The sequence below is a fragment of the Actinomadura rugatobispora genome, from assembly GCF_055379765.1.
Genome location: NZ_AP029191.1, coordinates 10234175 through 10255847, shown reverse-complemented (window position 1 = coordinate 10255847; position 21673 = coordinate 10234175). Strand labels below are relative to the sequence as shown.

The 21673-nt window shown below is 73.7% G+C and carries 16 protein-coding genes; 14 read left to right on the top strand and 2 right to left on the bottom strand.

Going from position 1 to position 21673, the window contains the following annotated elements:
- Positions 1–24: 24 nt before the first annotated feature.
- On the bottom strand, positions 25–2958 hold the full coding sequence (locus ACZ466_RS45825; RefSeq protein WP_378292817.1) for a helix-turn-helix transcriptional regulator: 2934 nt from the start codon (positions 2956–2958) through the stop codon (positions 25–27).
- Between the two features lie 214 nt (positions 2959–3172).
- Here ACZ466_RS45825 and ACZ466_RS45820 point away from each other — a divergent pair, with 214 nt between their 5' ends.
- Positions 3173–7375 (top strand): HAMP domain-containing protein, encoded by a 4203-nt coding sequence (locus ACZ466_RS45820; RefSeq protein ID WP_378292819.1) that lies wholly within the window; start codon positions 3173–3175, stop codon positions 7373–7375.
- A 191-nt stretch (positions 7376–7566) separates the two neighbouring features.
- Positions 7567–8433: a sensor histidine kinase gene (locus ACZ466_RS45815; RefSeq protein WP_378292821.1), complete on the top strand. Its 867-nt coding sequence runs from the start codon at positions 7567–7569 to the stop codon at positions 8431–8433.
- 116 nt (positions 8434–8549) lie between these two features.
- On the opposite strand, the gene ACZ466_RS45810 is transcribed toward ACZ466_RS45815, so the two are convergent.
- A complete protein-coding gene (locus ACZ466_RS45810) occupies positions 8550–9872 on the bottom strand; it encodes an MFS transporter (RefSeq protein ID WP_378292823.1) in 1323 nt (440 codons plus the stop codon).
- A gap of 272 nt (positions 9873–10144) precedes the next feature.
- On the opposite strand from ACZ466_RS45810, the gene ACZ466_RS45805 reads away from it, so the two are divergent.
- The 12 genes from ACZ466_RS45805 to ACZ466_RS45750 all read left to right on the top strand — a co-directional run bounded on the left by ACZ466_RS45805 (position 10145) and on the right by ACZ466_RS45750 (position 21667).
- A complete protein-coding gene (locus tag ACZ466_RS45805) occupies positions 10145–10978 on the top strand; it encodes an alpha/beta fold hydrolase (RefSeq protein ID WP_378292825.1) in 834 nt (277 codons plus the stop codon).
- Positions 10978–11988: an asparaginase gene (locus ACZ466_RS45800; protein ID WP_378292827.1), complete on the top strand. Its 1011-nt coding sequence runs from the start codon at positions 10978–10980 to the stop codon at positions 11986–11988. The genes ACZ466_RS45805 and ACZ466_RS45800 overlap by 1 nt, the downstream gene beginning before the upstream one ends.
- Positions 11989–12095: 107 nt before the next feature.
- Positions 12096–13094, top strand: coding sequence for a PDR/VanB family oxidoreductase (locus ACZ466_RS45795; protein ID WP_378292829.1), 999 nt, complete (start codon positions 12096–12098; stop codon positions 13092–13094).
- 51 nt (positions 13095–13145) lie between these two features.
- The gene (locus ACZ466_RS45790) at positions 13146–14399 is read left to right on the top strand and encodes a Rieske 2Fe-2S domain-containing protein (protein WP_464041959.1); all 1254 of its coding nucleotides are present in this window, start codon (positions 13146–13148) and stop codon (positions 14397–14399) included.
- Positions 14389–15234, top strand: coding sequence for an alpha/beta fold hydrolase (locus tag ACZ466_RS45785; protein ID WP_378292092.1), 846 nt, complete (start codon positions 14389–14391; stop codon positions 15232–15234). Before ACZ466_RS45790 ends, ACZ466_RS45785 begins: the two co-directional genes overlap by 11 nt.
- Before the next feature lie 25 nt (positions 15235–15259).
- On the top strand, positions 15260–15430 hold the full coding sequence (locus ACZ466_RS45780; RefSeq protein WP_464041958.1) for a hypothetical protein: 171 nt from the start codon (positions 15260–15262) through the stop codon (positions 15428–15430).
- A gap of 1 nt (position 15431) precedes the next feature.
- Positions 15432–16754 carry a M20 family metallopeptidase gene (locus ACZ466_RS45775; protein ID WP_378292096.1) on the top strand — a complete coding sequence of 441 codons (1323 nt, stop codon included), beginning with the start codon at positions 15432–15434 and terminating at the stop codon, positions 16752–16754.
- Complete coding sequence (locus tag ACZ466_RS45770; protein WP_378292098.1) at positions 16751–17710, top strand: DODA-type extradiol aromatic ring-opening family dioxygenase; 960 nt, start codon at positions 16751–16753, stop codon at positions 17708–17710. The genes ACZ466_RS45775 and ACZ466_RS45770 overlap by 4 nt, the downstream gene beginning before the upstream one ends.
- Positions 17707–18561, top strand: coding sequence for an alpha/beta fold hydrolase (locus ACZ466_RS45765; protein WP_378292100.1), 855 nt, complete (start codon positions 17707–17709; stop codon positions 18559–18561). Before ACZ466_RS45770 ends, ACZ466_RS45765 begins: the two co-directional genes overlap by 4 nt.
- Complete coding sequence (locus tag ACZ466_RS45760; protein ID WP_378292102.1) at positions 18558–19604, top strand: LLM class flavin-dependent oxidoreductase; 1047 nt, start codon at positions 18558–18560, stop codon at positions 19602–19604. Before ACZ466_RS45765 ends, ACZ466_RS45760 begins: the two co-directional genes overlap by 4 nt.
- Complete coding sequence (locus tag ACZ466_RS45755; protein ID WP_378292105.1) at positions 19601–20926, top strand: MmgE/PrpD family protein; 1326 nt, start codon at positions 19601–19603, stop codon at positions 20924–20926. Before ACZ466_RS45760 ends, ACZ466_RS45755 begins: the two co-directional genes overlap by 4 nt.
- A 57-nt stretch (positions 20927–20983) precedes the next feature.
- Positions 20984–21667 carry a TetR/AcrR family transcriptional regulator gene (locus ACZ466_RS45750; RefSeq protein WP_378292107.1) on the top strand — a complete coding sequence of 228 codons (684 nt, stop codon included), beginning with the start codon at positions 20984–20986 and terminating at the stop codon, positions 21665–21667.
- Positions 21668–21673 lie beyond the last annotated feature (6 nt).

Here is a 21673-nt window from a genome sequence, read left to right as displayed (position 1 = left end):
CGCTCGGCTCGGAGTGAGGCGCGGTCAGTCGGCCGTGTCCTCGTCCGCGGTGACGTCGCCGGGCGCCTCCTCCGGGGCGATGCGGGCCAGTTCCACCCGGGAGGCGATGCCGAGCTTCCGGAAGACCTGCCGCAGGTGGAAGGAGACCGTGTGCGGGGACAGGAACATCTGGGTGGCCACCTGGCGGTTGGTCAGCCCTTGGGCGACGAGGCACGCGACGTTGCGCTCGGTGTCGGTGAGGCTGTCCCAGCCCGTGGACGGCCGCTCCGCGTAGGCCCAGTGGCGGCGCCGTACGCCCAGGTTCCGCAGCCGGGCGCGCACGCGGGCCGCGTCCCTGAGGGCGCCGATCCCCCGGTACCCCTCGGCCGCCTCGTCGAACTTCTCGACGGCGGCCTTGCGGTCCTCGATCAGCAGGACCCCCAGGTCCTCGGCGGCGGAGGCGACGCTCCAGGGGTCGCCGTACTGGGCCCCGGCCTCGGCGAGCGCCGTGGCGTCCCCGTGCAGGATCCCGTGCGCGTGGGCGGCCGCGGCGGAGAGCACGGGATGGGCGGGGTTGTCGTGCGCGATCTGCCGGGCGGTCTCCACCACGTCCATGGCGGCCGGCCGGCGGCCCGCGGCCAGGGCGGTACGGGTCATCCAGGCCGCCGCGTTGGGTTCGAGCATGAGCATCCAGCGGCGGTTCCGGACGTCGGCGTAGACGCTGCGGAACCCCTCCATCGCCCGTTCCGGACCGTTCTGGGCCTCGGCGACCGTGGCGGCGGCCCAGGTGCTCCAGAACGATCCGTACATCGCGCCGTGCGCCGCCCGCTGCTCGGACTCCGCGCGCTCGACGTGCCGCACGGCCACCTCCACGTTGCCCCGCCGCAGCTCGACGATCGCCAGGACGGCCAGTCCGAACAGCGCGAACGCGTGGGCGCCCAGCTCGTCGGCGGCCTTCAGCCCCGACTCGGCCTCCGTCATGGCGTCGTCGGGGCGGCCGGCGGCCAGCGCCAGGCAGGCCCGGAAGAAGGCAGGGGCGCTCGCGAACGCGATCGGCCCCGCGGCCTCGACGTCCGCGGCGGCGTCCTGGAGGACGCTCTCGGCCTCGGCGTACCGTCCCACCCCGAAGAGGCAGCGGAACAGGAACAGGCGGGGATGGGCGCGGCGGGCCCCGAGCACCGCCGTGCTCGCCAGGCGCACGGCGTCGTCGATGTCACGGAAGGCGTCCTCGCCCCGCGCCTCCTCCCAGGCGAGGTGCGCGCTGAGCAGCAGCGCCCCCATCACCGCGGCGTCGGCGTGCCCCGCCCGGTCCGCGAGGATCGCGTTCGCCCTGGCCCGGCCCCGCCCGAAGTCGTGCGAGGCCATCAGGCCCTGGAACACCACCAGTTCCGCCAGGCCGCGGACCTCGGGGTCGAGGTCGGGCCGCGCGAGCAGATCCTCGGCCTCGGTCACCGCCTGGACGGGCCGCCCGCTCTGCAGCAGGATCAGCGCCAGTTCGTACCGCAGGCGGTCGGTCCACCGCCCGGACGGCGCCTTCCGCAGCGCCTGCCGCGCGAACTCGACCGCCTCGCCGAGCCGTCCCGCGGCCGTGAGCGCCTCCACCGCCGTCACCGCGCGTGCGTGGAGATCGGCGTCGGCCGGGGCGGTGAGCTCCAGTGCCCGGACGGCCAGGTCCGCCGCCGAGGGCGGCGAATAGGGCAGGACGGCGCGCGCCGCCCGCTCCAGGCCGTCGAGCGCCCGCGCGTCCCCGGGCCGGGCGCAGCGCATGAAGTAGGTGGCCGCCGGGACGACCGCGCCGCGCCGCAGCAGCATCTCCCCGGCCTGGCGCTGGATCGCCGTCCGCACCGGCTTGGAGATCATGTCGGTCGCGATCTGCCAGAGCAGGTCGTGCCGGAACTCCAGCCGGTCCACGGCGGGCACGACGAGCCCCGCCCGCACCGCCTCGGTGAGCCGGGGCAGCAGCCTGTCGACCGGCTCGCCGAGGATCTCGGCGAGATCGTCCACCGAGAAGGAGCGGCCCAGGACCCCGGCCACCTGGAGCAACTGCCGGGCCGGCGCGGACAGCGCCATCAGGCGGCTCCGCGCGTTCGCCCGGACCCGTCCCGCCGAGGGCGGCTGCGGGCGGCCCGGGGCGGCCCCGGCCGCCCCCTCGCGTTCGCGTGCCCTCAGCAGCTCGACGAGGAGGAAGGGGTTCCCGTCCGCGCTCGCCGCCATGGCGAGGACGTCCGGGCCGGGCGGCGCGCCGAGGACGTCGGCGGCGACCTCCGCCACCGCGCGTTCGTCCAGCGGCCCGAGGACGACGCGGGCGGCCCCCTGCCGCTCCAGCTGCCGGTACAGGCCGTCGACGGCGGAGTCGCCGATCCCGCTGGTGCGGGCCATGATCCAGCCGAGCGGATAGGAGGTGAGCTCGGGCACCAGGGACCGCAGCGTCAGCTGGGTCGTCGGATCGACCCACTGCAGGTCGTCCAGCATGATCAGCAGCGGGCCCTGGCCGGCCCGCTCCTCCAGGCGGGCGCGCACCCGCTCCACCAGCACCAGCCGCAGGTCGGCCGCCCCGGTGACGGGCACCTCCCCCGCCGGCACCTGCGCCGAGCGCGGCGACCCCGAGGACCACAGCGATTCGGTCGACCACATCGATCCCGGCGGCACCGGTTCGGGCGACGCCAGCTCCGGCTCCCCCAGCGCGGTCGCCAGCGGAGCCAGCGGAGCCAGGCGCCCGAACTCGTCGGCGGGGCCGTGGGCGACCTCGATGCCCGCTCGCGCGGCGGCCTCGGCGGCCTCGTGGAGCAGGCGGGTCTTGCCCATCCCCAGGCGGCCCTCCACCAGCACCACGCCGCCCCGGCCCTCCCCTATCTGCCGCAGGAGTGCGGCGATGGGCCGCCATTCACGGGTGCGGCCGCGCCAGCCTGGCCGCGACAAAGGGGCGTCCCGGCCCGCACCGGTGTCGTGCGGGCGGCCGTTCCCCCCGTCCACCCCCATGAGTCCATGACACATCGCGACAGGCGTGCGCGCAATATTCCAAGCACCATGCCGACCAGCGAGGACGAGCGGCACAGGCTACATGAACGTGCGATGCGCAAGCTCCTCCGGCCGAATCAGAATGGCGGGGCAGAGAAAATTCAAAAATGTAAATCTTCCTTCAAGCACCATCAGTGAAAACGTAAATTTCAGCTCCGGGTATAGCGTGAAACTCATGGCCACAGATCCGATCCGAACGGTCGAGCTGCATCCGCTGATGGCGGCGATGCAGGCGCTCCGCGACGGGGACTTCCGGGTCCGGCTGCCGACCGACCAGGAGGGCCTCCCGGCCGAGCTCGCCACCGTCTTCAACCAGATCGCCGACCGCAACCTGCACCACGCGGAGGAGCTGCGACGGGTCCGCCGCGAGATCGTCCGCCACGGCCGGCTCGACGAGCGGCTGGCGGCCAGCCCCGGGCAGGGCTCCTGGACGGCGACGATCGACGCCGCGAACACGCTCGTGGACGCCCTGGTCGTCCCGACCGTCAACGCGAGCCGGGTCCTGGAGGCGGTCGCCGAGGGCGACCTGAACCAGCGGGTGGACCTGCACGACGACAGCCGCCCGCTGCGCGGCGGCCTGCGCCGCCTCGGGCAGACCGTCAACCACATGGTCGACCAGCTGTCGCTGTTCACGGGCGAGGTCACCGGCGTGGCCCGCGAGGTCGGCACCGAGGGGCGGCTCGGCGGGCGCGCCAAGGTGCACGGACTGACCGGCACCTGGCGGGACGTCACCGAGGCCGTCAACACGATGGCCGGCCGGCTCACCGCCCAGGTCCGCGACATCGCCCTGGTCACCACGGCCGTCGCCCGCGGCGACCTGACCCGGACGGTGACCGTCGAGGCGACCGGCGAGCTGCTGGAGCTGAAGCTCACGGTCAACACGATGGTCGACCAGCTGTCGGCGTTCGCCGACGAGGTCACCCGCGTCGCCCGCGAGGTCGGCACCGAGGGGCGGCTCGGCGGGCGCGCCCAGGTCCGCGGCGTGTCGGGGGTGTGGAAGGACCTCACCGACAGCGTCAACTTCATGGCGTCCAACCTCACCTCCCAGGTGCGCAACATCGCCGAGGTCACCACCTCGGTCGCCAACGGCGACCTGTCCAAGCAGATCACCGTGGACGCCCAGGGCGAGATCCTCCAGCTCAAGAACACCGTCAACACCATGGTCGACCAGCTGTCGGCGTTCGCCGACGAGGTCACCCGCGTCGCCCGCGAGGTCGGCACGGACGGACGGCTCGGCGGGCGCGCCCACGTCCGCGGCGTGTCGGGGGTCTGGAAGGGGCTGACCGACAACGTCAACTTCATGGCCGACAACCTGACCTCGCAGGTCCGCAACATCGCGCAGGTCGCCACCGCCGTCGCCCAGGGCGACCTCAGCAAGAAGATCGACGTCGACGCCCGCGGCGAGATCCTGGAGCTCAAGTCGACGATCAACACGATGGTGGAGACGCTGTCGGCGTTCGCCGACGAGGTCACCCGGGTGGCCCGCGAGGTCGGCACCGAGGGCAACCTCGGCGGCCAGGCCCAGGTCCGCGGCGGGTACGGGGTGTGGAAGGACCTCACCGACAGCGTCAACGAGCTCGCCCTCAACCTGACCAACCAGGTGCGCAACATCGCCGAGGTCACCACGTCCGTCGCCAACGGCGACCTGTCCAAGCAGATCACCGTGGACGCCCAAGGCGAGATCCTCCAGCTCAAGAACACCGTCAACACCATGGTGAACCAGCTGTCGGCGTTCGCCGACGAGGTCACCCGCGTCGCCCGCGAGGTCGGCACCGAGGGGCAGCTCGGCGGGCGCGCCCACGTCCGCGGCGTCTCGGGGGTCTGGAAGGACCTCACCGACAACGTCAACTCGATGGCCGAGAACGTGACCTCCCAGGTCCGCAACATCGCCCAGATCGCCACCGCCGTCGCCCAGGGCGACCTCAGCAAGAAGATCGACGTCGACGCCCGCGGCGAGATCCTCCAGCTCAAGACCACGATCAACACCATGGTCGACCAGCTGTCGGCGTTCGCCGACGAGGTCACCCGCGTGGCCCGCGAGGTCGGCACCGAGGGCAACCTCGGCGGCCAGGCCCAGGTCCGCGGCGTCTCCGGGATCTGGGAGGACCTCACCGACAACGTCAACGAGCTCGCCCTCAACCTCACCAACCAGGTGCGCGCCATCGCCGAGGTGACCTCCGCCGTCACGCAGGGCGACATGTCCCGCCTGATCACCGTCGAGACCCGCGGCGAGGTCTCGGAACTGAAGGACAACATCAACAAGATGGTCTCCAACCTCCGGGAGACCACCCGCGCCAAGGACTGGCTGGAGTCCAACCTCACCCGGCTGGCCGGGCTGATGCAGGGGCACCGCGACCTCATGGAGGTCGCCGACCTGGTGCTGCGGGAGCTCACCCCGCTGGTCAACGCCCAGTACGGCGCCTTCTTCCTGGCCGACACCGACGGCGACGGCGCCGCGGGCAAGGGGCTGGCGTACATCGCCGGCTACGCCTCGCAGGGACGGACCGTCGACACCGCCGAGATGCCGGGCCACGGCCTGGTGCAGCAGGCCGTCCAGGAGAAGAAGCGCATCATCGTCGAGCACGCCCCGCCCGGCTACATCACCATCGACTCGGGCCTCGGGGAGGGCACGCCGGCGAGCGTGGTCATCATCCCGGTCCCCTTCGAGGACAAGGTGCTCGGCGTCATCGAGCTGGCCTCGTTCAGCCGCTTCTCGGACGTGCACCTGGCCTTCTTCGACCAGTTCGTCGACACCATCGGCGTCGCGATCAACACGATCATCGCCAACTCGCGGACGGAGGCGCTGCTCAGCGAGTCGCAGCGGCTCACCACCCAGCTCCGGGAGCGCTCCAGGGAGCTGCAGCGGCAGCGGGCCGAGCTGCAGCGCTCCAACGAGCAGCTGGAGGAGAAGGCGGCGCAGCTGACCTCCGCCTCCAAGTACAAGTCGGAGTTCCTGGCCAACATGTCGCACGAGCTGCGCTCCCCGCTGAGCTCGCTGCTCATCTACGCCCGGCTGCTGGTCGACAACGCCGAGGACAACCTGTCCCCGGACGAGCAGCTGTTCGCGCGCAACATCTACCAGTCGGGCTCCGACCTGCTGCAACTGATCAACGACATCCTCGACCTGTCGAAGGTCGAGGCCGGCCGGATGGACATCCGGCCCAAGTACCTCCCGCTGGCCAGGCTGCTCGACTACGTGAACGCCACCTTCCGGCCGATCGCCGCGGACCAGGGGCTCGGCTTCGACATCGAGGTCTCCCCGGACGCCCCCCACGACCTCTACTCCGACGGGCAGCGGCTCCAGCAGATCCTGCGCAACCTGCTCTCCAACGCGTTCAAGTTCACCTCGGAAGGCCATGTCAGGCTGCGGGTGGAGCGGGGCACGGAGGCGGGCGAGGGGATCGCGGCCGAGGACGTCGTCGCCTTCACCGTGGAGGACACCGGCATCGGCATCCCGCAGGAGAAGCTCAGCACGATCTTCGAAGCGTTCGAGCAGGCGCACGGCCCCAGCGGCCGCACCGGCGGCACCGGCCTGGGCCTGTCCATCAGCCGCGAGCTCGCCGGCCTGCTCGGCGGCAAGATCACGGCCGAGAGCGAGCTGGGCCGCGGCAGCTCCTTCACCCTCTACGTGCCCGTGGTGCGGCCGCTGCCGGCGGACATGGGCGAGCAGCCCGCGCAACGCGGCGAGGCCGCGGCCTGGGCTGAGCCCGTCCCCATGGGGCCGCGTCTCGGCGCCCCGGCCGAGCTCTCGGAGGGCGAGGCCGCCGGATCCGCTGAGGCCGCCGAGCCCGAGCCCGGTCTCGCGCCCGCGCCCGCGCGTCCACGGCCGATCGCCGCCGTGCCCGACGCCCGGACGGCCGACGGAAGCGTGCGCCGCGCGGCGGCCCGGGCGGCGCAGCCGTCCCACGGGACCCGCCCGGAGCAGGCGGCACGGCCGCCGGCCGGCTCGCAGGTCCTCATCGTCGACGACGACCCCCGCATGATCACGGCGCTGACGCACGTCCTCGGCCGGGCGGGGATGTCGGTGGTGCACGCCATGAACGGCGAGGAGGGCCTCGAGGCGCTCGAACGGAACCCGGACGTCTCGCTCGTCGTGATGGACATCATGATGCCGGTGATGGACGGCTACGAGACCATGCGGGCGATCCGGGAGGACCCCCGGTACGGCGATCTCCCGATCATCGCGCTCACCGCCAAGGTCATCGCCGGGGAGCGGGAGAAGGTGCTCGCCGCCGGCGCCAACGAGTACGTCCAGAAGCCGGCCGATGTGAGCGTGCTGCTCGGCGTCGCCCGCTCCCTGCTCGATCCCGAGGGCGCCGGCGCCGAGCCGTCCGGCGACGCCGCGGCGGCGGCCCCGGGCGACCGCGGTGACGACTGATCCGCCTGTGACCCGGGGGCCGGGGAAGGCGTCCGCGGGGCCGCCGGGCCATGGTCATCGGCGTCCGTGCAGGCAACCCCGCATGGATGTGCGATATGCGGGGACGGGGCCATCGACGAGGATCGAGGTGTACCAGAACGCGCCCGTCGCGGTCGGACAAGGCGCCGGGCGAACCGAGGACACGGCTCCGAATGGATCAGCTGATCAGATTGCGCCAGTACGTCGAGGCGCTCGACTCACTGCCGGGAACCGACGGTGACGAGGGCCCGCGAAGCATGCAGAACGACATGCTCACATCCCACGGCGAAGGCGACGAAGAGGTCACCCGGCTCACCCGCTCGGTCGCACGCTGCATGGGGCGGTTCGAGCAGGCGCTCCGGCGGCAGCGCCGGTTCGCCTCCGACGCCTCGCACGAGCTGCGCGGCCCCATCACCGGCCTGCGCGCCCGTCTGGAGGAGGCGCGACTGCATCCGGACCAGACCCGGATGGACGATCTGATCGAGGACACGCTCTCGGACGTCAAGCGGCTGGAGTCGATCATCACCGACATGCTCATGCTGTCGCGGTTCGAGGCCACCGGGAGCGAGAACGGCAACGGGGGCAGGAAGGTCAAGGCGATCGACCTGGCGGAGCTCGTGGCCTCGGAGGTCGCCCGCCGGCCGGACCGGCTCGCCAACGAGCTGCGGCTCGAGCCCGGTGTGATCGTCATGGGCGCGCGCGGCGAGCTGGCCCAGGTGCTGGCCAACCTGCTGGACAACGCCCAGCGGCATGCCGACAGCACGGTGACCATCGGGGTGCGCCGCGACGGGGACGGCGCCGAGCTGATCGTCTCCGACGACGGCGACGGGATCGACGCGGCCGACCGGGAGCGGATCTTCAAGCGGTTCGTCCGGCTCGACGCCTCGCGTGAGCGCGACAGCGGCGGTACCGGCCTGGGCCTGGCGATCTGCCGCGAGATCGCGCACGCCCACCACGGCACGCTCGAGGTGGGTGGGTCCGCCGGCGGCGGGGCCCGCTTCGTCCTGCGGCTCCCCTGCGCCCGCCGCGACGCTCACTGATCGTCGCGGACGGCCCTGGGCTGAGCCGGCGGGCTCAGGCCAGGGCCGTGCGATCGGCACGGAGGCGCTGCCGGAGGGCCACCGCGGGCGGGATGCCGTCCGGGAAGCAGGTCCCGTCAGGAACCCGGGGGGACTGACGCCGTCCGGGCGGCGGGGCGGGGGGCGCGGGATTCGTCCGGCAGGCGCAGGAACAGCCCGGCGGCCAGGGAGATGAGCGCGACGATCGCCATGTAGATCGCGATGGCGTGCCAGCCGCCGGTCGCCGACCGCAGTGACGTGGCGAGGGCAGGGGCGATGGCGTTGCTCCCGATGAGGCCGATGGTGAAGGCGATGGACATGCCGCTGTACCGGATCGCCGAGGGGAAGACGGCGGAGAAGTACGCGGGGACGACGGCGTAGTTGGCCGAGTAGCCGACGAACAGCAGCGCGAAGCCGAGCAGCATCCAGCCGTACTCACCGGTGTCCAGCAGCGCGAACCAGGCGAACGGCAGGACGACCAGCGACGCGGCCCCGCCCAGGAAGACGGCCCGGATCCCGATCCGGTCGGCCAGCCGCCCGAACAGCGGCACGCAGACCAGCACGACCACGGTGGCCGGCAGGAGGACGGAGAGCATCCTGTCGTTGCTCAGCCCGAGGCCGTTCTTGCCGTAGGAGAGGGAGTACACCGTGGCCATGGTGAAGGCGGTGCCCGCGCAGACGATGGCGAACGCGACCAGGACCACGGTCCGCCAGTGGTCGCGGAAGAGGTCGGCGACCGGCAGCCGGTGCACGGCCCGGTCCTGCTTGACCTCGTGGAACTCGGGGGTCTCCTCGACCGCCAGCCGGACGAGGAGACCGACGATCACCAGCAGCGCGCTGAGCAGGAAGGGGATGCGCCAGCCCCACGCCAGCATGGCCTCGTCGTCCATCGCGAACACCGGCAGGAACACCAGGTTGGCCAGCAGGAGGCCGGCGGTGGTGCCGGTGTTGACGAGGGAGCCGAAGAACCCGCGCCGCTCGCGGCCGGAGTGCTCCACGGTCATCAGGATGGCGCCGCCGTACTCGCCGCCGGCCGAGACGCCCTGCAGGATCCGGGCGATGATCAGCAGCACCGGCGCGGCGATCCCGATCGACTCGTAGTCGGGCAGCAGCCCGATCGCGAGGGTCGAGAAGCCCATCAGGACGAGGGTCGCGACCAGGACCGTCTTGCGGCCGAGGCGGTCGCCGTAGTGGCCGAAGATCAGCGCGCCGAGCGGTCGCGACAGGTATCCGACGGCGAAGCTGGACAGCGCCAGCAGTGTCGACACCAGCGGGTCGTCCGCCGGGAAGAACAGATCGCCGAAGACGATCGACGCCGCGAGGCCGTAGCACGCGTAGTCGTAGTACTCGATCGTGGTGCCGACCCAGCTTCCCAGCGCGGCCTTGGTGCGCCGGCGTGCTGCGGTGGTCGTGGCGGTCATGGGCGCCCTCCGAAGGACAGGGACGGGGAACGCCTCGATCCCGGGGGCGGGATCGCGGCCCGGTGCCGGTGGCGTTCATCCGAGCTTGCCGTACTATGTACGGCACAAAGAACGCTTGTCAAGGGGCGGCCGTCCGATGAATCCCGGGTGACATTTACCGAGGTCGGAGCGTTCGCGCCGCTGCGCCATGATGAATCCCTGGTCTTTTTCTACTTTGAACCGTACAAAGTACTGACAGCATCCGTACCGACACCGATCTCCGGAGGTCGACAGTGAACGAGCGATCGGCGGTCACCCCCGGCCCGCCGGCCGGGATCCCGCAGGTGAGAGCATATGCGGCGACCTCGCACGGGCTGATCCACTACGTGCGGGACGGCCGCGGCGCCCCGGTCCTCCTCCTGCACCAGACACCGCGTTCGTGGGACGAGTACCGGGACGTGCTCCCCCTCCTGGGCGCCCGCTTCCGGGCGATCGCGATGGACACGCTGGGATTCGGCGCGTCCGACCGGCCCGCGGGCCCCTGGAGCATCGAGCTGTTCGCCTCGGGCGTGCTCGCGCTGTGCGACGCCCTGGAACTGGACCGGGTCGCGTTGGTCGGCCACCACACCGGCGGGGTGATCGCCACGGAGGTGGCGGCCCGCGCGCCCAAGCGCGTCAGCGCCCTGGTGCTGTCGGGGGTCCCCTACGTGGACGCCGCGCGGCGGGCCGAGGTCGCGAGACGGCCGCCCATCGACGAGGTGACGCCCCGGCCGGACGGCTCGCACCTGATCGACCTGTGGAACAACCGCCGGCCGTACTACCCGGACGACCGCCCCGACCTGCTGGACCGCCTGGTACGGGACGCGCTGAACGTCCTGGACCGCGTCGAGGAGGGGCACCGGGCGGTCAACGCCTACGAGATGGAGAACCGCATCGGTCTGGTGCGCGCGCCGGCACTGGTGATGTGCGGGGAGCTCGACGAGTTCTCCCGGCCGGACATGGACGCCCTGGCCGGACGGCTCGGCGCGCGCACCGAACTGCTGCCGGGCACCGGCGTCCCCTCGGCCGACCACCGTCCCGACCTGTTCGCCGCGGCGGTGGCGCGCTTCCTCGGCCAGGTGCTGTGATGGCCCCGAGGGTGACGTGGATCCCGACCGGCGGCACCATCGAGGCCGTCGGGCGGGACCGGCTCGACCTGGTGTCCTACGGCGAGAGCGGGCGCCGGATCACCCCGGCGGAGATCCTCGCGGGGCTCCCGGAGCTGGCCGGGGTCGCGGAGGTGCGGGCGGTGCCGTGGGCGGACCCCGGCCGCGCCCAGCTCCCGCCGAGCCACGCGTGGACCCTGGCCGACCTGACGGCTCTGGCACGGCTGGTGCGGCGGGCCGCGTCCGAGTCCGAGGGCGTGGTGGTCACCTGCGGCACCAACGGCCTGGAGGAGACCGCCTACTTCCTCGACCGCGTCCTGGACGGCGACTCCGTCCCGGTGGTCGTCACGGGCGCGATGCGTCCCGCGTCGGCGCTCGGCCGGGACGGGCCGGCGAACCTGCTCAGCGCGGTCCGGGTGGCGGCGCACCCGGGGGCGCGCGGGTGCGGGGTTCTGGTGGCGCTCGACGACGCGATCCTGCCGGCCCGGGACGCGACCAAGGCGACGACCTACCATCGCGGCGCCTTCCGCTCCCCCGCGTTCGGGCCGCTGGGCTTCACCGACGCGGACGGCGCGGTGGTCCTGCGCCGCCGCCCGGCGCCCTCCTCCCCCCGCGCCCGGTTCGATCTGGACGCGCTGCCCGACGCGCCGCCGCGGGTGGACGTGATCGCGTCCTATCTCGGCGCCGACGGGGCGCTGGTGGAGGCGGCGGTGACCGCCGGGGCGCGCGGCATCGTCCACGCGGGGCTGGGCGCGGGCCATCCCACACCCGGCGAGTGGGCCGCGCTGAAGCGCGCCGCCGACGCGGGGGTCCTGGTGTGCCAGGCCGCGCGCGCGGGGTCGGGGCGGGTGGTGGCGCACGGCCCGATCCGCTCGGGGGGCTTCGTCGCGTCCGGCGACCTGAGCCCGTGGAAGGCGCGCGTCCTGCTCAGCCTGGCCCTCGCCCGGGGCGATGACGCCGCCGCCGCGCAGGCGGCCTTCGACGACGCCTGATCGAGCACCGTCCTCGCAGGTCAGGACGCTTCAACTTGACTCCGTACTTTAGACCGTACATAGTACCGACCACAGTGATCCCACCCCCGATCCCGACGGAGGCCGACGTGAACGAACCGGTGGACGACCCCGGCGAGGGAGTGCTCGAACTCCGGGTCGAGCAGCTCCGCCGGGAGTCCGAAGCGGTGCTGTCGGTGACGCTCGCCGACCCCGAGGGCGGCCTGCTCCCCGCCTGGGGGCCCGGGGCGCACATCGACCTGGAACTCCCCGGCCTGGTCCGCCAGTACTCGCTGTGCGGCGACCCCGCGGACCGCCGCACCTACAAGATCGCCGTCCTGCGCGAGGAGGACTCGGCGGGCGGGTCCGCCTACGTCCACGACGAGCTGCGGCCCGGCGACCTGGTCGAGGTCGGCGGCCCCCGCAACCACTTCGCCCTGGTGCCCGCCGAGCGCTACCTGTTCGTCGCGGGCGGCATCGGGATCACCCCGATCCTGCCGATGGTCAACGCGGTCGAGGCGGCCGGAGCGGACTGGCGGCTGGCCTACGGCGGCAGGCGCCGGGAGACGATGGCGTTCCTGGACGACCTGGCCGAGCTGGCCGAGCCGCACGACCCCGCCGGCCGCGGCGGCAGGGTCGGCGTCGTCGTCGAGGCCGAGAGCGGACCGCTCGACCTCGGCGCCCTGCTGGGCCGCCCGGAGGAGGGCACCGCCGTCTACTGCTGCGGTCCCGGCGGGCTCCTGGACGCGGTCGAGGAGCGCTGCGCCGCCGCGTGGCCCGAGGGCGCCCTGCACCTGGAGCGCTTCCAGGCCAAGGAGTACGCCGTCGACCCGGCCTCCGAGCGGGCCTTCGAGGTGGTCTGCGCGCGCTCGGAGATCACCGTCCCGGTGCCCGCCGGCCGCCCGATCGCCGACTGCCTGGACGAGGCCGGCATCGCGGTGCCGACGGCCTGCCGCGAGGGCGTCTGCGGCAGCTGCGAGGTCAAGATCCTCGACGGTACGGCCGAGCACCGCGACTCGCTGCTGTCCCGCGCCGAGCAGGAGGCGGGGCAGACGCTCATGGTCTGCGTCTCCCGGTCCCGCTCCGCCCGCCTGGTGCTCGACCTGTGAGCACCCCGGCCGCCGCCCCCGCATTCACCCCGACGAACCTGGAGGTCAGCCTTGGCCGAGACCGCTGAGACCCCGAACGGCGCGCCCGCCGCCGCGAGGCGCCGCCCGCGCCGCGCCCCCACCGGCGCCTCCGCCCGGACGGCCGCGCCGGGCGGAGGCGCCGCCCCCTCCCCCGCCGGGCAGGACTGGTCGGCCTGGCCCGTCTACAACGACGCCGCCCTCGGCTTCCGCGACTTCTGGTACCCCGTGGAATGGGCCAGGAAGATCGGCTCGAAGCCGGTGCCGGTCACCCTGCTGGGCGAGAAGATCGTCCTGGTCCGGGACGGCGGCACCGTCCGGGCCCTGCACGACCGCTGCCCGCACCGGGGCGTGCCGCTGTCGCTGGGCCGCCGCCAGTTCGACGGCACCATCAGCTGCCCCTACCACGGGTGGACGTTCGACCTGGAGGACGGCAGGCTCTGCGCCGTCCTGACCGACGGGCCCGAGTCGCCGATCTGCGGCAAGCTGTCGGTCCGCACCTACCCCGTCCGGGAGCGGCTCGGGCTGATCTGGGTCTACGTCGGCGACGGCGACCCGCCTCCGGTGGAACGCGACATCCCGGCCGAGCTCACCGAGAACGCGTTCGTGATGGGCGGGCGCACCGACATCCGCAAGGGCAACTGGCGGTTCGCCGCCGAGAACGGCTTCGACGAGGGCCACGCCAAGTACCTGCACAACACGGCGCTGTGGCGGCTGTTCAAGGTGATGCCCGCCTGGAACAAGACCCGGATCGTCGAGTCGGACACCGGCGGCTGGCTCATCCGGGTCCAGGACGAGGTGCACTGGGAGGCCGAGTTCCCCGGCTACGGCACCTGGACCAACAAGCGGTGGTGGAAGCGGATGCCGCTGCCCGACCACCCCGGCAAGTCCGCCGACGTCAACCCGGTCATCGAGGGGATGGACATCCCCGGATTCGTGTCGATCAGGCTGCCCGGCCTGCTCCGCGTCGCCTACCCGCACTTCATCCACTACGAGTGGTACGTGCCGGTGGACGCCGACCACGTCCGGTACGTGCAGATCATGGTGCGGTTCGAGGACGGGCTCAAGGCCAAGGCGTTCAAGGCCAAGTATTTCGCCTGGATCCGCTGGCTCTTCCACGGCCAGTTCACCGGCCAGGACGCCTGGATGGTCGACGTCATGGACGCCCCGCCGGAGAAGCTGTACCGGCCCGACCTGTCCCTGACCGCCTGGCGGCGGCACATCGAGAAGAGCGGCCTGAAGGTCCAGCCGGCCCCGGGTCCCGGTGGGCGTCCCGGTGGACGCTGAGCCGCCGGCCGGCCGGGACGTCGAGGCCGGAGGGGTGCGGCTGCGGGTCGCCGAACTCGGTTCGGGCCGTCCCACGGTTCTGCTGCACGGCGGCGGGCCCGGCTGCACGGCCTGGACCGACTTCGGCCCGGTGGCCGACCGGCTCGCGCGGGGACGGCGGCTGATCTTCGTCGACCTTCCCCAGTACGGCGCGTCCGAGGCCCCCGCCATCACCGGCCCGGCCGTCTCCTTCCACGCCGCCCGCGTGCTGGGCGTGCTGGACGCCCTCGGCGTCGCGCGGGCGGACTTCGCGTGCCAGTCGCTGGGCGGCTCGGTCGCGCTCGCGCTCGCCGCCCGGCATCCGGACCGGGCCGGGCGGCTGGTGGTGACCGGCAGCCAGCCCGTCCCCGCGCCCTGCGGGGTCCGGTCCGACACCGCCCTCGGCCTGCGCGCCCGCGCCGCCTACTACGGGGGCGATGGTCCCGCCCCGGAGAAGATGCGGGCCCTCATCGCGGAACTGGAGTGGCACGACCCGTCCGGCCTGCCCGAACGGACGGTCCTGCTGCGCCACGAGGCGAGCACCACCCCGGCGGCCCTCGACCTGGCCGCCGACCCCGGCCGCCGCGGCGTCCCGGAGGACCTCACCGCCGACCTGACCCGCGTCCGGTCCCCCGTCCTGCTGCTGTGGGGCGAGCACGACCCGTTCGCCGGGCCCGCCTACGCGCAGTCGCTGGCGGCCCGCCTGCCCCGCGCGGACGTCGCCGTCCTGGGCCGTACCGCGCACCATCCCGCCGAGGAGCGGCCCGCCGCGTACGCCGCGCTGGCGGCCGCCCACCTGGACGGGGCACTCCCGTGACCATCCACCGACCGGAGGTTCGTCCATGTCGCGCAAGGTGACCCGCAAGACCCTGCTCTACGCCGCGGCCATCGGGGCCGGGCTGGCCGCCGCCGGCCCGCTGCGCCGGGCGGCGAGCCTGGCGTTCCTGCACGCCACCGGCACCGTCGTCCGGGACGAGCGGCCCGCGGCGCGCCCGGCGGCGGGGGGACGCTGACATGCCCGCACCGCTCGACCCGCAGCGGCGCGCCTGGACCGAGGCCGCGCGGGCGAAGATCGACCCCCGCCGGCTCACCGACCTGATCGCCGGGATGGTCGACATCCCGAGCCCGACCGGCGAGGAGGGGCCGCTGGCCCGCTGGCTGGCCGAGCGCCTCGGCGAGGCGGGGCTGGAGGCCCGCTACCAGCCGATCGACGACGGCCAGGGCAACGCGGTCGGCCGGCTGCGCGGCGACGGCACCGGCCCGGACCTGCTGCTGTACGCCCCGATCGACACCCTCACCGTAGGCACGGAGGAGGAGGACGTCCCGCAGGCCGGCCCGGGGCTGCGCGACGACATGCGCCCGTCCGCCGCCGTGAACGGCGACTTCGTCATCGGGCTCGGCGCGAGCAACCCCAAGGGGCACGGCGCCGCGCTGATCGCCGCCGCCGAGGCGGTGGCCGCGGCCGGGATCCCGCTGCGCGGGGACGTGATCGTCGGTCTGGGCGCCGGCGGCATGCCCACCAACCGGCGCAACGTCCCGCACGCCCGCCGGTACAACGCCGGGCAGGGCAACGGCTGCTCGTTCATGCTGGAGCAGGGCGTGTGGGCCGACTACGCCCTCATCGCCAAGCCCGGCTGGACGGCCGCCTGGGAAGAGGTCGGCCTCTGCTGGTTCGAGGTGCGGGTGCACGGCACCTACAGCTACGTCGGCAGCCGGCACAGGATGGCCTACCGCAACCCCATCGTCGACGCCGGGACCGTGATCGCGGGCCTGGAGGAGTGGTTCCCCGAGTACAGCGCCCGCCACACCGCGGGCCTGGTCGCCCCGCAGGGCAACATCGGCGGCATCGAGGGCGGCTGGCGGCGCACGGCGTCGCTGTCCCCGGCGACCTGCCGCTTCCACGTCGACCTGCGGATCAGCCCGCGCACCACGCCGATGCAGGCCAAGCGCGAGTTCGCCGAGGCGATCGACCGCATCCGCGCCGCCCATCCGGGGATCCGGCTGGACTGGGAGATGACCCTCGCCATTCCCGGCACCCAGACCCCCGAGGACAACTGGATCGTCACGGCCGCCAAGGCCGCCTGGGAGGACCTCGAAGGACGGCCCCACGAGCCGATCCTGAACAACAGCGGCGCCACCGACGCCAACATCCTGCGCGCCCGCGGCATCCCGACCGCCCGGACCGGCATGGACCGGATCGGCGACGACGCGCCGATGCGGCTGGACTTCCCCGCCGGCATGAACGTGGTGGACGTCCGCGAGGCCCGCAAGCTGGTGCGCGCGCTCGTCCACACGATCGTCGACACCTGCACCCGCACCCGGGAGGAGGTGGCGTGAGCGAGATCTTGCTCGGGGTCGGTGCCTCGCACAGCACCCTGATGAACACCCACTGGGACGAGGTCGACCATCTCGACGGGGCGCACCGGTTCCGCGACGGCCTCGCCGAGGCCCGCCGGCTCGTCGAGCGGGCCCGCCCCGACGCCGTGGTCGTGATCGGGTCCAACCACTTCCGCGGGTTCTTCCTCGACCTGATGCCGGCGTTCACCGTCGGCGTCGGCGCGGTGAACGGCGCGGGCGAGGCGGGCACGCCGGCAGGGCCGCTGCCGGTCGACACCGCCCTGGCCCGCCACCTGGTGGACTCCCTGGTCGGCTCCGGGTTCGACCCCGCGTTCTCGCTGCGGCTGACGGTCGACCACGGCATCACCCACGCCCTCCAGTACCTCGTGCCCGGCCTCGATGTGCCGGTGGTCCCGGTGGTGGTCAACATGTTCGCGCCGCCGCTCCCGTCGCTGCGGCGCTGCCACGCGCTCGGGTCGGCGATCGGCGCGGCCGTGCGGTCCGACGGGACCGGCAAGCGGGTGGTGGTGATCGCCTCCGGCGGGCTGTCGCACCGGCTGCCGTGGCCCAAGTGGTACGACGCGCTCAGCGACGACGACCGCTTCCTGGTCGAGGCATGGCTGAACGGCCGCGACTCCTGGAGCGAGTACGAGGTCCGCCGCCGCCAGATCATCCGGGCCGCCGCGCCCGACATCGACCCCGGCTTCGACCGGTGGTTCCTCGACCTGCTGGCACGCGGCGACCTCGACCCGATCACCGCCATGGGCGACGACGAGATCACCCGGCGGGCCGGCAACGGTGCCCAGGAGATCCGCGCCTGGGTCGCCATGGCCGCCGCCGTCGGCTCCGCCGACGGCCGCACCCTCGCCTACGCGCCCGTCGACGCCTGGCTCACCGGCATGGGCGTCGCCGCCCTCCACCCCCAGAACACCCCCCGACAGGAGTCTCACGCATGACCATCTGGACCGACCTGACCGGTATCGACTTCGCCGTCCGCCACATCGACGTCGGCGGCCTGCGCACCCGCGCGCTCCAGGCGGGCGACGGCGAGGCGATCATCTTCCTGCACGGCACGAGCGGGCACCTGGAGGCGTTCGCCCGCAACTTCCCGGCCCACGCGGCCGGGTACGCCTGCCACGCCATCGACATGATCGGGCACGGGTACACCGACGGGTCCGGCGAGCCGTACCGCATCCCCGGCTACGTCGACCACGTGCTCGGCTACATGGACGCCTGCGGCATCGACCGGGCCCACTTCGTCGGCGAGTCGCTCGGCGGCTGGGTCGCCGCGCGGCTCGCGGCCGACCACCCCGGCCGCGCCGGGCGCCTCACCCTGGTCGCCCCCGGCGGCACCGTCGCCAACCCGGCCGTCATGGAACGGATCAAGACCAGCACCCGCGCGGCCGTCGCGACCGACGACATCGAGCTCACCCGCGAGCGGCTGCACCTGCTCATGCACGACCCCGCGGCCGACGTGTCCGAGGAGCTGGTGCGGGTACGGCACGCGATCTACCACCGGCCCGCGTTCGTCAAGGCCATCGACGACCTCCTGTGCCTCCAGGAGATGGAGAACCGGCGCGAAGACCTCCTCACCCCCGAGCAGATGGGCCGCATCACCGCCCCGACCCTCATCGTGTGGGGCGCGCAGAACCCGTTCGGCGACGTCCCCGAGGCGTACCGGATGCGCGACGCCATCCCCGGCTCCCGGCTCGAGATCTTCGGCGAGTGCGGCCACTGGCCCCAGCACGAGCACGCCGACCGGTTCAACGCGCTCAACCTGGCGTTCCTGGCCGAGGGACGCGCATGACCACCCCGGCCGCCTCCCCGGCCGCCGTCCCGGACGTCGGGATCCGCGTTCCGCCCTGCGCCCCCGCAGGACAGGTGGTCGAGACGGTCCGGCGGGCCGAGCGGCTGGGGTTCGACCAGGCGTGGTTCCCCGACTCCCAGCTCCTGTGGCGGGACGTCTTCACCACCCTGACCGCCGCGACCCTCGGCACCGGCCGGATCGGGCTGGGCACCGCCGTCACCAACCTCGCCACCCGGCACCCGGCCGTGCTCGCCTCCGCCGCCCGCAGCGTCGCCGAGCTGGCCGAGGGGCGCTTCACCCTCGGCCTCGGGGTCGGCAACAGCTCGGTCGGGCCGGTCGGGATGCGCCCCTCGACCGGCGCCGAGATGCGCTCCGGGATCGCGACACTGCGGGCCCTGCTGGACGGCGAGGAGTGGGACTTCGGCGGCGGCGCGGTCTCCCGGCTCCGCGACCCCGCGCGGGTCCCGCTGTTCATGGCCGCCAGCGGCCCGCGCAACCTGCGGCTGGCCGGCGAGATCGCGGACGGGGTCGTGCTGCTCAGCGGCGTCTCCCCGGACACGCTGGCCGACGCCTCCGCGCGGGTCCGGGACGGGGCGCTGGCCGCGGGCCGCGCCCCGGTCCCGCTCGTCGCCTCCGCGTACTGCGCGGTCACCGACGACGTGGAACGGGCGGCCCGGCAACTCAAACCGATCTGCGCCTCCATCGCGCAGACCGGCGGCACCAAGGCCCTCGCCCTGGCCGGGATCGACCTGGACGTCCCGGACCGCGTCGGCGGCGTCTACCCCGACCTCGTCCACGCCGAGGACTGGGAGTCGGCCGTCGCGATCTGCTCGCGGTGGGTCAGCGACGAGGCCGCCGCCGCGTTCGCCCGCGCCTTCTGCCTGTTCGGCACGGCCGAGGAGATCGCGGCCCGGCTGCGCGGGCTCGGCGCCGCCGGGGTCCGCGGCGTCTACCTGCAGCATGTCGGGTCGTACGACCTGCCGCACGAACTGATCGACACCGTCGGGGAGGGCGTCCTGCCGCTCCTGCGGGAGGGAGCGTGACCGTCCTGGCGGATCTGGCCGGCCGATCGACGCGGGCGCCGCTGGAGGCCGGCGCCCCGATCCGGTCGCTGGCGGCGCTGCACGTCCTGGACACGGCCGGCTGCGTGATCGCGGGCGCGTCGCATCCACTGGCGGCCGGGCTGGCGGCGCTGGCCGGGGTGAACGGCGGCGGCGGGCTGCCGGTGACAGGGCTCGCGGGCAGGCATCCGCTGCGCACGGCGGTGCTGGTGGAGTCCGTGCTGGCGCACGTGGACGAGTACGACGCGCTGCATCCCGCCGCGGCCGTGGTGCCGTCCGCCGTGACCGTCCCCGCGGCGCTGGCGGTGGCCGACCACGAGGATCTTCCCGGCCGTGCCGTCGTGGACGCGGTGATCGCCGGGTACGAGGCGGTCGTCGAGGCCGGGGCGCGGTTCGGCGGCCCCCGCCTCTACGAGCGGGCCTGGTGGCCGACCGCCCTGTTCGGGGCGCTCGGGGCCGCGGCGGCGACCGCGTCGCTGCTCTCCCTGGACCGGGACCGGACGACCGCCGCCCTCGGCATCGCGTCCGCCGGGCTCGGCGGCCTGCTCGGCTCGGACGTCCTGGGCACGGGCCACTACCTGCTCACCGGACGCGCCGCCGCCGACGGCGTGGAGGCCGCCTACCTGGCCCGTGCCGGAGCGGACGCGAGCGGCACCCTGCTCGACGGACCCGCCGCGGCGGCCCTCGGCGCGGACCTGGCGCGGACCCGGCCCGGCGGTGCCGACGGCCCGCACCTGGCCGGCTGCTCCTTCAAGTCGTATCCGTGCGCCCGCCCGCTGCACGCCGCGCTGGACGCCCTCGCCGCGCTCATGGAACAGGGCGTCCCGGTGGCGGCGGCGCGGCGGATCGACATCGGCCTCCCCGGGCCGCTGCTGCGGTTCGTCACCGCCGACCGGAACCCGCCCGGCCCCACGGAAGCGGCGGCCAGCGCCGCGTTCGCGGTGGCCGCCCTGCTGGCGGGCGCGGCCGGCGACGTCGCCTTCTACCGCGGCACGCTCCCGCCCGGCACCCCGGAGATCACGCTCATCCCGGCCCCGGACCTGGAACGCCACCTGCCGGAGCGCTGGAGCGCCCGCGTGATCGTCCGGCCACCGGGCGGCGGCCCGCCCCGCGAGGAGATGCGGGAGGCCGCCGCGGCACCGGACGAAGAAGACCTCAGGGCCAAGTTCCAGCGGCAACTCGGCCCAGCCCGTGACGAGCGGGCGGCGGACGCGTGGATCGCCCGCTGCCTCGCCCTGGACGAGGTCCCGAGCGCGCGTGACCTGCGCCGCTCGCTCCAGGACTGCTGCTCAGCGCGACATTAGTACCGTATCCTGTACCGTGCTGGAGATCACCGGCGGAACGGGGAGGAGTCAGCGCACATGGCCCGCACGGGTTCACGGCGCGGTGGGCGCACGGTCAGCCTCGAGGGCATCGTCGAGGCCTCGCTCAAGATCGCCGACACCGAGGGGCTCGACGACCTCACCATCCGCCGCATCGCCTCCGAGCTCGGCGTCGGCGCCATGACCCTCTACGGGTACGTGCGCAGCAAGGAGGAGATCCTCGACGCGATGGCGGACCACGTCCTCGGCGGGATCCGCTTCCCCGAGGCCGACTCCTCGGACCCCGCGGCCGTGCTCCGGGCCGCCGCGACCGGCTTCCTCTCCATGATGCGGGAGCACCCCAGCATGGTGCAGCTGATGACCAGCCGGGTCACGATGAGCATGCACTCCATGGAAGGCGGCATGGAGGGGGTCCTCTCCCGCTTCCTGGAGGCGGGCCTGCCCCCGGAGACGGCCGTCCGCTGCTACTCCTTCCTCATCACCTACGCGCTCGGGTTCGCCGGCTACCAGCATCCCCGGCCCTGGGGGCACACCGACCGTCCCGAAAGCGCGGAGCTGCGCCGCCAGCGCAGGCACTTCTACGCCTCCCTCCCGGCCACGAAGTTCCCGAGCGTCGTCGCCATCGCCGAGCACCTGGTCGACCTCCCCGCCGACGCGCAGTTCGACTTCGGCGTCGAATGCTTCATCTCCTCGGTCCTCGCCGGCTTGGAACGCGATCGCTGAACCGCG

What these genes read in the sequence shown, in the direction of transcription:
- ACZ466_RS45825 (WP_378292817.1), bottom strand. Translation starts at nt 2,958, where the DNA reads ATGGGGGTGGACGGGGGGAACGGCCGCCCGCACGACACCGGTGCGGGC.
- ACZ466_RS45820 (WP_378292819.1), top strand. Translation starts at nt 3,173, where the DNA reads ATGGCCACAGATCCGATCCGAACGGTCGAGCTGCATCCGCTGATGGCG.
- ACZ466_RS45815 (WP_378292821.1), top strand. Translation starts at nt 7,567, where the DNA reads ATGGATCAGCTGATCAGATTGCGCCAGTACGTCGAGGCGCTCGACTCA.
- ACZ466_RS45810 (WP_378292823.1), bottom strand. Translation starts at nt 9,872, where the DNA reads ATGACCGCCACGACCACCGCAGCACGCCGGCGCACCAAGGCCGCGCTG.
- ACZ466_RS45800 (WP_378292827.1), top strand. Translation starts at nt 10,978, where the DNA reads ATGGCCCCGAGGGTGACGTGGATCCCGACCGGCGGCACCATCGAGGCC.
- ACZ466_RS45780 (WP_464041958.1), top strand. Translation starts at nt 15,260, where the DNA reads ATGTCGCGCAAGGTGACCCGCAAGACCCTGCTCTACGCCGCGGCCATC.
- ACZ466_RS45775 (WP_378292096.1), top strand. Translation starts at nt 15,432, where the DNA reads ATGCCCGCACCGCTCGACCCGCAGCGGCGCGCCTGGACCGAGGCCGCG.
- ACZ466_RS45765 (WP_378292100.1), top strand. Translation starts at nt 17,707, where the DNA reads ATGACCATCTGGACCGACCTGACCGGTATCGACTTCGCCGTCCGCCAC.
- ACZ466_RS45760 (WP_378292102.1), top strand. Translation starts at nt 18,558, where the DNA reads ATGACCACCCCGGCCGCCTCCCCGGCCGCCGTCCCGGACGTCGGGATC.
- ACZ466_RS45750 (WP_378292107.1), top strand. Translation starts at nt 20,984, where the DNA reads ATGGCCCGCACGGGTTCACGGCGCGGTGGGCGCACGGTCAGCCTCGAG.